This window comes from Actinokineospora diospyrosa, from assembly GCF_024171925.1.
GTDB lineage: Bacteria > Actinomycetota > Actinomycetes > Mycobacteriales > Pseudonocardiaceae > Actinokineospora > Actinokineospora diospyrosa.
Genome location: NZ_JAMTCO010000019.1, coordinates 70,886 through 84,399 on the forward strand (window position 1 = coordinate 70,886; position 13,514 = coordinate 84,399).

A 13,514-nucleotide genomic window follows, 5' to 3' on the forward strand; every position below is an offset into this window, starting at 1 on the left:
GGACAACCAGTTCACACACCCATGTTCCTCCACATTGAACACCCCCGCCACGGACCACCTCGACAACCGCTCGCTCACACGTGTTCGTCGCCTTCTGGTCGATATCCGGTCATGCGGGCGTAGTGCACGGTACGGCCCAGCGGCCACGCTTGGTGCTGAAAGATCCGCTGCCAGGTATGGGCAAGGACGGTGCCGAACTCGGCACGGAGGCGGTCCATGCGGGCAGCCAGCACGGTGCCGGTATCGCCCCAGGTGGGGCGGTAGGCGTCGGTGAAGTCGGTCAGGGTGAGGCGGGTCAGTCCGGCGGCGCGCAGGGCGTCTTGGTAGTCGGTGGCCGGTCGGAAGCGCCAGGTGTAGAGGGCGGCGAAGTCGTGCAGCAGCGTTGCGGGGCGGGCGAGGACGGGGTCCATGAGGGTGAGCGGCGCGCCTGGCTTGAGCAGCGCGGCCATGGCTTGGAAGCCCTCGACCGTGCGATCCGCGGGGAAGTGACCCGCGACCTCGATCGCGGTGACCCCGTCGGCGCGCCCCACGAGGTCGGCGGTCGCGGCGGGGTCAAGCACATCGGCGACCCGGATGTCGACACGGTCGGCGATGCCCAGGCGCGTGGTGATGCGGCGGGTGATCTCGGCTTGTTCGGGGCTCAGGGTCAGCGTGACCAGACGAGCCCCGGGATGCGCCAGGGCAAGACGGGCCACCGAGTTACCCCGACCGGTGCCGACATCGACCAACAACGGCCGCCCGGGCGCGATGGCCATGGCAGGCTCCCACGCCAGGTCAACGGTGTTGACCTGGGCGGCGGCCAAGCGGGTGGCCGGATCGGGCAGGGCACGGTGCTCGGCGTCGTACAGGCCGAAACTCAGGCTCAACCACGCGTGGCGCATGAGCCGACCCCAGGTGTCGTAGAACTCCACCGGGCTGTCAAGAGCCCGCCCCAGCAACGGCTTGACCATGCTCAGGACGTAACGCCGCCGAAGCTGCCCAGCGGAGTACCGCCGCGAAAGCCCCGCGTAGTACTTGTCCTCCACCAAGTCCCGTACCTCGACGAACGTGCGGGCAAAGACCATCTGCCCCTCGAGGCGACCACCCATCGCTTCTCCCTCCGCGCCCATTGACCACCCACGCTGCTCGCCACGAACCAAGTTGTCGAGCCAGGCGCTGTTGCCCTCGTGGGGTGAAGCAGTTCCTCTCGCCTGCTCCCCACATCGACGGTGGCTGATCTTGCGGCGACCGCGGTCGTCGGTGTTCACACGGGCAGGACAGCGCGTGTGTCACCGTGTGCCGCGTGCAGACTGCGAGAACCACGTCGTGACCGGCGTTGGAGGTAGTTCAGCGTCCTCTGTGAACGGCACGGGAGCGGCGTGTCCGGCGCCGGGGATTGTGGACTGTGCGCTCTACCGCGAGGGCAGGCGAGTCCCGGGTGCCCGGACACCTGGGGAGGCCGTCGCGCAGGCCCGTCAGGGAGGCGGGTTTGTGTGGGTCGGGCTGTTCGAACCGACGTCCAGCCAGCTCGACGATCTGGCCGTGGAGCTGGGCTTATCGGACCTGACACGGGACAACGGCGCGCGACGGCCGGGGATACGCGGGCGTCGTGACCTGATCTCCGCCACGCTCGCTACGGTGCGTCACGTCACCAACGACTTCCCGGACAACGCCAGCGAGATCGTCGAGACCGGTGAGATCACCGCGTTCCTCGCCCCAGAGGTCATCGTCACCGTCCGCCAGGGTGAGATCTCCGAGCTGGGGGTGCTGCGGCGCGAACTCGAGGCCACGCCTGAACGCCTGGCGGCTGGGCCCGCGTCGGTGTTGCACGCGATCGTCGACCGTTCGGTGGATGATTATCTCACCGTCACCGACGCTTTCGAGCGGGACATCGGCCGAGTCGAGTCACTGGTGTTCGCGCCACGCAGCCCCATCGGCGCCGAGCACATGTACCTGATGAAACGCGAGATCATCGAACTCCACCGCGCGGTCGCTCCCCTCGTCGCCCCGCTGCGGTCGTTAGCCGAGTCGCACAACGCCCTGGTCCCGCCCGAGGTGCGCTCGCGCCTGCGCGACGTCGACGACCACCTGACCAACCTGACCGAACGCATCGCCGAGTTCGACGAAGTGCTCACCACGTTACTCAACGCCACCCTGGCCAAGGTGGCGCTGCAGCAGAACGGCGACATGCGCAAGATCACCGCGTGGGCCGCCATCATCACCGTCCCCACCATGATCGTCGGTGTCTACGGCATGAACTTCGACCACATGCCCGAACTCCGCTGGACCTACGGCTACCCAGCCGTCATCGCAGGCATCCTGCTCTGCAGCTTCGTACTCCACCGGGTGTTCCGCCGCAAACACTGGCTCTGACCCCTTCCTTGTTCACAAAGGACGGGTCGCCCTGTTTCTCGACCATCGAGCATCGATGGTCGCTTTTGCCTTCTCGGGAACCAGATGGTGTTGGTGGACGACCACTGCGGCAGTGTCCCCACGTTCCCGCAAGAGGTGTTCGATGTCCGCTCCCCCTGTTGACAGTGTGCGTGCCGAAGATGCGCCGGGTGGTGTTCGGTGGTCTGTGGTGCCGCTGCTGCGTCGGTTGCACTTCTATGCTGGTGTGCTCGTGGCTCCGTTCCTGGTCGTCGCGGCTGTGTCGGGGTTGTTGTATGCGTTGTCGCCGCAGCTTGATGATGTGCTCTATGGCGACTTGTTAGAGGTGTCTTCGACCGCCGGCACGCCGCGGGGGGTGGCTGAGCAGGTTGCGGCGGCTCAGGGGGCGGTGCCGGATGGGTCGGTCACGAGTGTCCTGATATCGGACGATCCGGAGGAGACCACGCGGGTGGTGTTCGCGGCGCCGGGGCTTGGGGAGGAGTACGCGAAGACCGTCTACGTCGACCCGTACAGCGCGCGGGTGCAGGGGCAGTTGACGACCTGGTTCGGGTCTACGCCCGCTACGACCTGGTTGGACGGTCTACATCGGAATCTAAACCTGGGCGAGACCGGTCGTCTGTACTCGGAGTTGGCGGCCAGCTGGCTGTGGGTGATCTCGCTCGCCGGGGTCGTGTTGTGGCTGGTCCGCCAGAAGCGCCTGAGGGCGGCCGTGGTGCCGGAGAAGGGCGCGAAAGGGGTGCGTCGGACTCGGTCGTGGCACGGGAGTCTGGGGATCTGGACGTTGGTGGGCGCGCTGTTCCTGTCGGCGACCGGGTTGACGTGGTCGACCTATGCCGGGGAGAACTTCGCGGCGGCGCTGGTCGCCCTGAACGCGAAGGCACCCGTGTTGGACACCGCGCTCCCCGGTTCCGCGTCATCGGGCCAAACCGGGCACGGGGACCACGGCGGCGGCCAGGGTCAGGGAACCATTGACGTCGCGGCGTTCGACCGGGTGTTCACCACGGCGCGGACGGCTGGACTGGACGGGCCGGTAGAGATCAGCGTCGGCGAGCCGGGTAGTGCTTGGACGGCGGCCCAGGTCGACAACACGTGGCCGGTTCGCCTGGACAAGGTCGCGGTCGACCCGGCGACCGCGTCGGTGACCGCTCGAGCCGACTTCGCCGACCGCCCGTTGCTGGCCAAGCTGTCGTCGCTGGGCATCCAGGCGCACATGGGCAGGCTGTTCGGCATCGTCAACCAGATCGCCCTGTTCCTGCTGGCCACGGCGATCCTCACGCTGATCGTGCTCGGCTACCGGATGTGGTGGCAGCGCCGCCCCACCCGCGCCGACCGGCGGCGACCGCTGGGGGCGGCACCCAAGCGCGGCGCGTGGCAGCAGCTCCCGCTGTGGTTCCTGGTGCCCGCTCCGCTGGTGCTGATCGCGGTCGGCTGGGCCATACCGCTGCTGGGCGTGAGCCTGGTCGCGTTCCTGGTCCTCGACGGCGTGGTCGGCCTGGTACGCGCACGGGCCTGAGGTCCGCATGGTGGAACGCCCACGCCCGTCCCGTGGTACGCGGGCACAATCGCCGGTGGACATTGGAGGGTGCGTGGGCGCGTTGCGGAGGCTGGGCTTCCTGACCATCGGGTTGTTCGACGGTGCCGCGCCGCGCGCGGGGCACGAGACGACGCTGGAGATCATCGAGCTCGGGGAGCGGCTCGGGTTCGACAGCGCGTGGGTGCGCCACCGCCACCTGCAGTACGGGATCTCGTCCCCGGTCGCGGTGTTGGCCGCCGCCTCGCAACGCACCAGCCGGATCCACCTGGGCACGGCGGTCATCCCGCTCGGCTGGGAGAACCCGTTGCGGCTGGCCGAGGACCTGGCCACTGTGGACGTCCTTTCCGGAGGGCGGCTGAACCCGGGGGTGAGCGTCGGTCCGCCGATCAACTTCGACGACGTGAAGGCCGCGCTCTACCCGGACACAGCCGACGCCGAGGACTTCAGCTACACCCGGGTCCGCAGACTCCTCGACCTCGTCCGGGGCGAGCGCGCGTCGGAGTTCGGCGGCACGCAGGGGTTCGAGGTGTATTCCGACCGCGTGCAGCCGCACTCCCCCGGTCTCGGCAGCCGACTTTGGTACGGCGGTGGGAGTTTGAGCTCGGCGCGGTGGGCGGGCGAGAACGGGATGAACTTCCTGACCAGCAGCGTCGTGAAAGCCGAGCGGTCCGAGGACTTCGAAGAGATCCAGCAGTCGCACATCCGCGAGTTCCGCGCCCACCACCCCGACGGTGACAAGGCCCGGGTCTCCCAAGGGCTGGTCGTGATCCCGACCGACTCGGCGACCGCTGAGCAACGCGCGAAGTACTTGGCATACGCGGAAAGTCGCACTCCGCGCACCACGACGCCGCAGGGACCGGCTCGGATGATGTTCGCGCGCGACATCGTCGGCACGTCGGCGCAGATCGCCGAGCGGCTGCAGGCTCACGCGGGTTTCCGAGAGGTGTCGGAGGTGGCCTTCGCCCTGCCGTTCTCCTTCGACCACGCCGATTACGTGCAGATCCTCACCGACATCGCCACCCACCTCGGCCCAGCCCTCGGCTGGCACCCGGCCGCATGAGCCGCTAGACGAGTATGCCGAGGAACGCCAGGTCGATCAGGCGATCGGCCTGCTCCGGCGAGCTGTGTTCGCGCGCCCAGGCGCAGGCCGTGGTGAGCGCGTGCAGGTCGGCACCGGTCGTGGTCGGCCGGATGACTCCCGCGTCGACGGCGCGGCGGACGAGGGCGTCGACGATCGCGGCCATCTGCGTGCAGGAGGCGTGCAGCTCCGAGGTGACGTCGTCGGTGCCGGTGATCAGGTGGGTGGCCAGGCCGCTGTAAGTGGCGGCGTGGGTCACCGTCATCGAGATCCAGGTGCGGAGAGCGACCTCGGGTGGTTCTGCCGAGAGGGCCTCGGCCGCGGTGAACAGGTCCTCGTTGCGCTCGCTCATGAGGGCGCCGAGCAGCGCGCGCCGGTTGGGGAAGTGGCCGTAGAGGGTCCCGATCGCCAGACCAGCGCGTTTGGCGATCGCCTCCAGGGAGGCGCCGGTGCCCTGCTCGCGGAAGACGGCGTCGGCCTCGGCGAGCAGCCGTTGGCGGTTGGCGCGGGCATCAGCGCGTGGTCGTGCGGGCACTGGCGCCTCCGAGCTAATTCGAGGTAGCCTCGACTTAGTAGTTCGAGGCAGCCTCAGCTTAACGGAGACAACGATGATCCTGGTGACCGGTGCGACGGGCACGATCGGTCGGAGCCTGGTGCGGCGCTTGGCGGGCCACCCGACCACGGCGTTCGTGCGCGATCCGGCGAAGGCGGACGCGTTGGGCTGCCCGTACGCGGTGGGCGACTTCGACGACCCCGAGAGCCTGGCCAAGGCGATGACGGGCGTTGACAGGGTGTTCCTCAACGCGGGCGGCGCCGTCCCGGCCGAGGGCGAGCAGCCGATGGTGCGGCACCAGAGGGCGGTGATCGACGCCGCCGTCCAGGCCGGGGTGCGGTATGTGGTGAAGCTGTCGGTCTGGCACGCGCGGGTGGGCGGGAAGCTGGCCGAGGGCGCGCACGGGCTGATCGAGGAGTACCTCAAGGCCTCCGGGCTCACCTGGACCATCTTGCAGCCCAACGGCTTCATGCAGAACTTCAGCACCGGCACCGCGGTCGCCACTGAGCAGGGCCACCTCCTCGGTGCCTATGGCAACGCCCGGGTGTCCTATGTCGACTGCGAGGACATCGCCGCGTCCGCCGCCGCGCTCCTCACCAGCGCCCCGCTACGAGCAAGGACCTTCACGCTCACCGGGCCGGAAGCCCTCTCCCACGCCGAGATCGCGGGCAAGCTGTCGACCGTGGTGGGCCGTGAGATCCGCTACCTGGACCTGCCTCCCGCCGAGTTCGCCGACCGCCTCACCGCTGCTGGACTCCCGCTCCAGTTCGCCACCGACGTGGCGACCCTGTTCGCCGAGGTCGCCACCGGCAGGCTGGCCCCCGTCACCACCGACGTGGTGGACCTGACCTCCCGCTCCCCCAACACCTTCGACAACTTCCTGCGCGCCAACGCGGCCGCGATCCGGGATGCTTGGCGGCTTGCGCCCGATCACTTCTGATCAAGGGCCTTGTCGAGTGCGAGAGCGGCGTCGATCAACGCCAGATGCGTGAACGCCTGCGGGAAGTTGCCCAGTTGCTCACCTGTCGGGCCGATCTCCTCGGCGTAGAGGCCCAGGTGGTTGCCGTAGGTGAGCATCTTCTCGAACACCAGCCGCGCCTTCTCGACCTGCCCCGCCCCAGCCAAGGCGTTGACGTAGTTGAAGCTGCACAACGAGAAAGTGCCCTCCTCGCCCGCCAAGCCGTCCGGCGCGGCACCGGGGTCGTAGCGGTAGACCAGACTGTCGGACACGAGGTCGCGCTCCATCGCGGCGAGGGTGTCGAGCCACGCCGGGTCCCGGTCGGACACGAAACCGACCCGGGCCATGCGCAGCAGAGAGGAGTCCAGCACATCCGAGCCGTAGCGCTGGACGAAGGACCGCTGACCGGGATGCCAACCGCGGTCCCAGATCTGGGCGTAGATGCGGTCCCGGTGCATCCGCCACCGCTCGAGCGGCGCGGGCCTGCCCAGCTCGTGGGACAGCCGGATGCCGCGGTCGAACGCCACCCAGCACATCAACCTCCCGTAGGTGAAGTCCTCCCGACCGCCCCTGGTCTCCCAGATGCCCTCCTCCGGCTGGTCCCAGTTGTCGCCGAGCCAGTCGAGCATCGCCGTCAGCCCCGCCCACCCGCGCTGCCCCAGCCCGAGCCCGCGGCGGTGCGCCTGGTAGACGCTGTCGAGCAGTTCGCCGTAGATGTCGAGCTGGAGCTGGTCGGACGCCCCGTTGCCGATCCGCGCGGGGCGCGAGCCCCGGTAGCCGTCCCAGTGGTCGAGCGTCTCCTCGACCAGGTCCGAGGACCCGTCCACGCGGTACATGATCTTCAGCGGGCCGCCTTCGTCGCGGTCGCGCAGCCAGCGCGAGAAGTCGGCGGCCTCCTCGACGAACCCCATGCCCAGCAGCGAGGACACCGCGAACGAGGCGTCGCGGATCCACGTGTACCGGTAGTCCCAGTTGCGCTCCCCGCCGAGCTGTTCGGGCAGGCCCGCGGTGGGGGCAGCGACGATCGCGCCGGTCGGGGCGTAAGTCATCAGCTTGAGGGTCATGGCCGAGCGGTTGAGGGTCTCGCGCCAGCGCCCCCGGTAGGTCGACGTGTCCAGCCAGGTGCGCCAGAACCGGACCGTGGCTGCGAAGTCGCGCTCGACCTCGGCCGCGCGGATCGCCCGCGGCGGCCCCTCGGCGGCCGATTCCAGCACGAACCCGCGGACCTGACCGGCGCGCAACGTCACCGTGCCGCGCACCGCGCCCTCCCCCGTGATCGCCAGTTCGGCGAGCCGCTCGTCGTCCGGCTCCCGGACCGCTTGCAGGGTGAGCACGAGGTCGTCGCCCGCGAACACCGCCCCGTTCTCGGTGAGGTGCGTGGTGTGCGCCTCGCGGCCGTAGTCGAACCGCGGTGACACGTCCAGCTCGAACTGGACCTCGCCGCGCACGCACCGCACCATCCGGACCAGGCGGTGGTTCTCCGTCGGCTGCCCACCCGGCAGGGGGACCATGAAGTCCACCACCTCCCCGGTGCCCGACGGCATCAGGAACCTGGTGATCAGGATCGTCGTGTCGGGGAAGTACAGCTGCCGCGAGGTGTAGGGCCCGTGCGCGGGCCGGACCCGGCAGTGGCCGCCGCGCTCCTGGTCCAGCAGGGCGCCGAACACGCTCGGTGAGTCGAACCTGGGACAGCAGAACCAGTCGATGGTGCCGTCCGTGCTCACCAGCGCGGCGGTGTGGAGATCACCGATCAGTCCGTGGTCGGCGATCAACGGGTAGTGGTCCACGGGCAACTCCTCGTTCCGTCCGATGTGCCCGCCACGATGTCGCGGGTTCGGCCGGGTGGTCGTCATCCAGCGGTGATGACCTCGTGGGTACCGCCCGTCCCGGGGGATCTGCGCGGGGTTCGGCCCGTGCCACGGTGGCCGCCGTGATGGATGCGCAGATGCCTCGTGGTTTGGTGCTCCTGCTCGGCAGCGCGGCCGCGGTCGTGGTGGTGGGCGGGATGCGAGCGGCGGCGTGGTTGCTCGCGCCGGTGTTCCTCGCGCTAGTAGTCGTGATCGTGGTCAGCCCGGTGCACACTTGGTTGCGGCGCCGCGGTTTGCGCCCGTGGGCGGCCACCGGCGTGCTCGTCCTAGTCGTGTACGGGGTGCTCGTCACCTTCGCCGTGGTGGTGATCGGCTCACTCGCCCGGCTCGCGAGAGAGTTGCCCCGCTACACCGACCAGACGCGGGCCCTGCTGGCGGGCGCGGCGGACCTGGCCGGTCGGTTCGGCATCGCCCCCGGCGGGCTGCGGGAGTCAGCCGGGTCCGTCGACCTCGGCCGGTTCGTGTCCGCGGCGGGTGCGCTGCTGGGCGACCTCACCGGCCTGGCCACCAGCGTGGTGTTCCTGCTCGCCCTGCTGATGTTCTTCAGCACGGAGACGGCCCTGGTCGAAGGGCGGATGCGGACGATCGCCCGGACCCGGCCGCACATCCAGCTGGCGCTGACCGAGTTCGCGGGCAAGACCCGCCGCTACTTCGTGGTGACGACCGTGTTCGGGCTGATCATCGCGGTGCTCGACGGCATCGCGCTCGCGTGGACCGGCATCCCGCTGGCCGTGCTGTGGGGCCTGCTCTCGTTCGTCACCAACTACATCCCCAACATCGGCTTCATCCTCGGGGTCGCCCCACCGGCGCTGCTCGGGCTGCTCGCCGACGGCCCCAAGGGCATGCTGCTGGTCATCCTGATCTACACGGTCATCAACTTCGTGGTGCAGTCGCTGATCCAACCACGATTCGTCGGCGACGCGGTCGGACTGTCCACTGTGCTCACATTCGTGTCGCTGGTGTTCTGGTCCTGGGTGCTCGGCGTGCTCGGCCTCCTGCTGGCGATCCCGGCCACCCTGCTGGCGATGGCGATCCTCGTCAACACCGACCCGAGGGCCGACTGGGCGGCCGCGTTGCTCGGCGCGGCCGAACGCGAGCCGCGCACGCGCCCGAAACGGCGCAAGGGCGGCGCGGCCGACGACGCCGAAGATCACCAGGCCACCCCGTCCGGATGAAGCGCGGCACACCTGATGTGCGGTGCTCTTGCACCGGAAAGCAACGATGACGCGAAGGAGTTGGCTGTCATGGCAACACTGACGATCTGGCGGTTCGAGTCGGCGGGTGGGGCGGACGAGGCGGTGCGGTCGCTGGAGGCGCTGAGCAAGCGCGACCTCATCACCGTGCACGACGCGGCGACCGTCGCTTGGCCGGAGGGGGCGAAGAAGCCGAAGTTGCGGCAGCTGCGCAACCTGGCCGGGCGCGGGGCGCTGTCCGGCGCGTTCTGGGGGATGCTGTTCGGCTTGATCTTCCTGATCCCGCTGCTCGGCGCGGCGGTCGGGGCCGCGGTGGGGGCGTTCAGCGGGTCGCTGGCCGATGTCGGCATCGACGACGACCTGATCAAGGAGATCCGCGAACAGGTCACGCCGGGCACCTCGGCGCTGTTCGTGCTCAGCGAGGACGCGGTGATCGACAAGGTGAAGGAGGAGTTCGCGGGCCAGGAGCAGCCGCGGCTGATCTTCACCAACCTCGGGGCGGACCAGGAGGACCGGCTCCGCGACGTGTTCGCCGAGGAGCGGACCGCGTGACGCCCGCCGCCGCGACGCCACCGGGGGGAGCCCCGTGAGCACGGCAGACGTCTCCGCTGAGCGGGCGCGGGGGGTGCCCAAGAGCTGGATCTCCTGGGTCGCGCTGGCACTGATGACGACCAGTTCGGTCGCGAGCCTGCGGCCTGCGCCCACCATGGCGGTCTACGGGCTCGCCTGCGTGTTCCTCTATCTGGTGCCCGCCCTGGTCTTCCTGTTACCCACGTCCCTGGTCTCCGCCGAGCTCGCCTCGGGCTGGAAGGGCGGTGTCTACAACTGGGTGGCCCGGGGCATCTCGAAACCGATGGGCTTCCTCGCCGTCTGGTGCCAGTTCGCGATGACGATCTTCTACTACCCCAGCCTGCTCGGCTACGTCGCCAGCACACTGGCCTACGTGTTCACGCCGTCGTTGGCGGGCAACGGGTTGTGGACCGCGTCGGTCATCGTCGTCACCTACTGGGCGGGCGTGTGGATCTCCTCGCGCGGGACCAAGAGGGTGGCGGGGCTGGCCAGCGGTGGGCTGATCATCGGCACCCTGGTTCCCGGGGCGCTGCTGGTCGTGCTCGGGTTCGTGTTCCTCGGGCAGGGCCACGCGGCCGCCGCGCCGATGACCGCGGACAACCTGCTGCCCGCGTGGACCGGGCTGGCGAGCCTGGTGCTCATCGTCAACAACTTCCTGTCCTACTCGGGCATGGAGATGAACGCGGTGCACGTGTCCTCGCTGCGCGACCCGGCGAAGGGGTTCCCGCGCGCGATGTTCCTGGCGATGGGCCTGGTGCTGCTGATCTTCATCCTGCCCGCGCTGGCCATCAGCTGGGTGATCCCGGCCGACCAGCTCTCGCTCACCGCGGGGGTGATGCAGGCCTTCGACGCGGTGTTCGCCAACTTCGGCTGGCAGTTCCTCACCCCGGTGATCGGGATCATGCTGGTCATCGCCTCGCTCGGCGGCATGCTGACCTGGTTGGCCGGACCGTCCAAGGGCCTGTTGCTGATCTCCCGGCAGGAGGGGTACCTGCCGCCGGTGCTGCAGCGGCTCAACAAGAACGGCGTCCAGCAGAACATCCTCGTCGCGCAGGGACTGGTCACCACCGGGATCGCGCTGCTGTACGCGTTCATCCCGGACGTCTCCAGCGCCTACTGGATCTTCTCGGTGATCACCACGCAGGTGTACCTGATCATGTACCTGCTGCTGTTCGTCGCGGCCGTCCGGTTGCGGCGCAAGGAACCGGAGCACCCGAGGGGGTTCCGCGCACCGATGCTCGTCGGCCTGTGCGGGGTCGGGTTCACCGCGTCGCTGGCGGCACTGCTGGTCGGGTTCATCCCGCCGTCGCAGTTCGGCTCCGGCAACACCGGGGTGTACCTGCTGATCGTCGCGGGCGGCGCCATCGGACTCGGCGTCGTGGTCCCGCTGCTGTTCTACCGACTGCGCAAACCATCCTGGAAAGCGGAGGTGACGACCTGATGACCCAGCAACACATCGAGTACGTCGACCTGGAAGCGCGTGTCGCGGGGTTGATGCCGCGAGCGCGTGAAGAACTGGCCGAACTGGTCGCGTTCCGTTCGGTCGCCGACCCGCGGCTGTACCCCCGCGAGGAGTGCGAGCGGGCCGCGGAGTGGGTCCGGGGCAGTTTCGCCGAGCTCGGTTTCACCGACGCGCGGCTGACGCCCACATCCGATGGCAGCGCGGCTGTCGTGGGAAATCGGCCCTGCAAGGACCCGCAGGCGCCGACAGTGCTGCTGTACGCGCATTACGACGTCCAGCCGCCCCTCGACGAGACCGCGTGGCGAACGCCGCCGTTCCAGCTGACCGACTCGGGAAGGCGTTGGTACGGCAGGGGAAGCGCTGACTGCAAAGGGAACATCGTCATGCACCTCACCGCGCTGCGCGCGCTCGATGGCGACATCCCGGTCAACCTCAAGCTGGTCGTGGAGGGCTCCGAGGAGCAGGGCACCGGCGGGCTCGAGAACCTCGTCGTCGCCAACCCCGACCTGTTGCGGGCGAACACGATCCTGGTGTGCGACACGGGCAACGCCGCTGTCGGTCGACCGGCCGCGACGATCAGCCTGCGCGGCATGGTCAACGTCGTGGTCACCGTCGAGGCGCTCAGCTCCGAGTTGCACTCCGGCATGTTCGGCGGAGCGGCGCCGGACGCCCTCGCCGCGCTCGTGCTCATCCTGTCGACCTTGCGCGACCGCGAGGGCAACACGACGGTGAACGGCTTGCCGGACAGCCAAACCTGGTCCGGGGAGCAGTACCCCACCGACCGGTTCCGCTACGACGCGGAGATCCTGGACGGCGTCGAGGTGCTCGGCAGCGGTGCCGTCTCGGACATGCTCTGGGCCCGGCCCGCCCTGACCATCCTCGGGATCGACTGCCCGCCGGTGGTCGGCTCGACGGCGGCGATCGCGCCGCGGGCGGCGGCCCGGCTCAACCTGCGGATCCCGCCGGGTACCGATCCGGCCGAGGCCGAGGCCGCGCTCATCGCGCACCTGCACGCCGCCGCGCCCTGGGGCGTCCAGGTGGATGTCGAGCCCGAGGCGAAGGGGGCGCCGTTCAGCGCCGCGCGCAACGGCCCGGCCTACCGGGCGCTGGCCGCCGCGATGGGCGAGGCCTACGGCACACCGATGACCACGCTCGGCCAGGGTGGCTCGATCCCGCTCTGCGCGACCCTCGCCGACACCTACCCGGATGCCGAGATCGTCCTCATGGGAGTCGAGGAGCCCAGGTCGCTGATCCACGCACCCAACGAAAGCGTGTCGCCCGCGGAGATCGCCGCGATGGCCCGTGCGGAAGCCCTCTTCCTGCGGCGGTACGCGACCCTCTTCGCGGCGGCGTGAGGGGACGTTCGCGGAACTGGCGGACGTGGTTCGCGCGGGTGGTCCGGCCGCACCGGCGGTGGAGCACCGAACGCGATCTCGCGCACGCGATCTACGGCACCGTCGTCGGCGCCGCGGCGATGGCCACGGCGAGCGCGCACAGCACGCTCGGCGGGGTCGTCGTCACGGTGCTGGTGACGGTCGCCGTGTACTGGGTCGCCGAGCGCTACGCGGAGGCGCTGGCGGTGGCGATCCGCGGCCCGCGCCGACGCGGCCGGGTGCTCCGGGCGATCCGGCAGGGGTGGCCGACGGTCGAGGCGGCCTACACCCCGCTGGTCGTGCTCGTCGTGTTCGTGCTGGGCACCGGGCAGCTCAGGACCGGTGTCCTGCTGGCCCTCGGTGTATCGACGGCCATGCTGAGCGTGTTGGGCCACGTGGCGGCCCGCCGTGCCGGAGCCGCGCTGCCCACAGCGATCGCCTGTGCTGTGGGCAGCGCGGCTCTCGGTGTCTCGGTGATGCTGCTCAAGACGTTCTTGCACTGAAACCCTGGCCTGCAGGGGTTTCAGCCGCGACGGGTGAGGCGTGGCGTGAGCC

Annotated in this window: 12 protein-coding genes; 9 read left to right on the forward strand and 3 right to left on the reverse strand. The window is 69.6% G+C overall.

The genetic code is table 11. The annotated features are described in order from the left end of the window. Window positions 1-74: 74 nt before the first annotated feature. Window positions 75-1,088 (reverse strand): SAM-dependent methyltransferase, encoded by a 1,014-nt coding sequence (locus LV75_RS31975; RefSeq protein ID WP_253891103.1) that lies wholly within the window; start codon window positions 1,086-1,088, stop codon window positions 75-77. Between the two features lie 382 nt (window positions 1,089-1,470). Between LV75_RS31975 and LV75_RS31980 the strand changes: the two genes are divergently transcribed. The 3 genes from LV75_RS31980 to LV75_RS31990 all read left to right on the forward strand — a co-directional run bounded on the left by LV75_RS31980 (window position 1,471) and on the right by LV75_RS31990 (window position 4,964). Next, window positions 1,471-2,352: a magnesium and cobalt transport protein CorA gene (locus tag LV75_RS31980; RefSeq protein ID WP_253891104.1), complete on the forward strand. Its 882-nt coding sequence runs from the start codon at window positions 1,471-1,473 to the stop codon at window positions 2,350-2,352. Window positions 2,353-2,560: 208 nt separating this feature from the next. Further along, the gene (locus LV75_RS31985; RefSeq protein ID WP_372504275.1) at window positions 2,561-3,883 is read left to right on the forward strand and encodes a PepSY-associated TM helix domain-containing protein; all 1,323 of its coding nucleotides are present in this window, start codon (window positions 2,561-2,563) and stop codon (window positions 3,881-3,883) included. A gap of 73 nt (window positions 3,884-3,956) precedes the next feature. Next, window positions 3,957-4,964, forward strand: a complete 1,008-nt coding sequence (locus tag LV75_RS31990) for an LLM class flavin-dependent oxidoreductase (protein ID WP_253891106.1) — start codon at window positions 3,957-3,959, stop codon at window positions 4,962-4,964. 4 nt (window positions 4,965-4,968) lie between these two features. On the opposite strand, the gene LV75_RS31995 is transcribed toward LV75_RS31990, so the two are convergent. Then, window positions 4,969-5,517, reverse strand: coding sequence for a TetR/AcrR family transcriptional regulator (locus LV75_RS31995; protein ID WP_253891107.1), 549 nt, complete (start codon window positions 5,515-5,517; stop codon window positions 4,969-4,971). A gap of 73 nt (window positions 5,518-5,590) precedes the next feature. Here LV75_RS31995 and LV75_RS32000 point away from each other — a divergent pair, with 73 nt between their 5' ends. Continuing rightward, window positions 5,591-6,475 carry an SDR family oxidoreductase gene (locus LV75_RS32000; RefSeq protein ID WP_253891108.1) on the forward strand — a complete coding sequence of 295 codons (885 nt, stop codon included), beginning with the start codon at window positions 5,591-5,593 and terminating at the stop codon, window positions 6,473-6,475. On the opposite strand, the gene LV75_RS32005 is transcribed toward LV75_RS32000, so the two are convergent. Continuing rightward, on the reverse strand, window positions 6,466-8,280 hold the full coding sequence (locus LV75_RS32005; RefSeq protein ID WP_253891109.1) for a glycoside hydrolase family 15 protein: 1,815 nt from the start codon (window positions 8,278-8,280) through the stop codon (window positions 6,466-6,468). The genes LV75_RS32000 and LV75_RS32005 overlap by 10 nt on opposite strands. A gap of 158 nt (window positions 8,281-8,438) precedes the next feature. Here LV75_RS32005 and LV75_RS32010 point away from each other — a divergent pair, with 158 nt between their 5' ends. From LV75_RS32010 to LV75_RS32030, 5 genes are all read left to right on the forward strand, one after another. After that, window positions 8,439-9,536, forward strand: coding sequence for an AI-2E family transporter (locus LV75_RS32010; RefSeq protein WP_253891110.1), 1,098 nt, complete (start codon window positions 8,439-8,441; stop codon window positions 9,534-9,536). Window positions 9,537-9,605: 69 nt separating this feature from the next. Beyond that, window positions 9,606-10,106 (forward strand): DUF1269 domain-containing protein, encoded by a 501-nt coding sequence (locus LV75_RS32015; RefSeq protein ID WP_253891111.1) that lies wholly within the window; start codon window positions 9,606-9,608, stop codon window positions 10,104-10,106. A 34-nt stretch (window positions 10,107-10,140) separates the two neighbouring features. After that, window positions 10,141-11,565 carry a glutamate/gamma-aminobutyrate antiporter GadC gene (gene gadC, locus LV75_RS32020; protein WP_253891112.1) on the forward strand — a complete coding sequence of 475 codons (1,425 nt, stop codon included), beginning with the start codon at window positions 10,141-10,143 and terminating at the stop codon, window positions 11,563-11,565. Continuing rightward, window positions 11,565-12,941 (forward strand): dipeptidase, encoded by a 1,377-nt coding sequence (locus LV75_RS32025; RefSeq protein WP_253891113.1) that lies wholly within the window; start codon window positions 11,565-11,567, stop codon window positions 12,939-12,941. Before gadC ends, LV75_RS32025 begins: the two co-directional genes overlap by 1 nt. Beyond that, on the forward strand, window positions 12,938-13,462 hold the full coding sequence (locus LV75_RS32030; protein ID WP_253891114.1) for a hypothetical protein: 525 nt from the start codon (window positions 12,938-12,940) through the stop codon (window positions 13,460-13,462). Before LV75_RS32025 ends, LV75_RS32030 begins: the two co-directional genes overlap by 4 nt. Window positions 13,463-13,514: the final 52 nt, after the last annotated feature.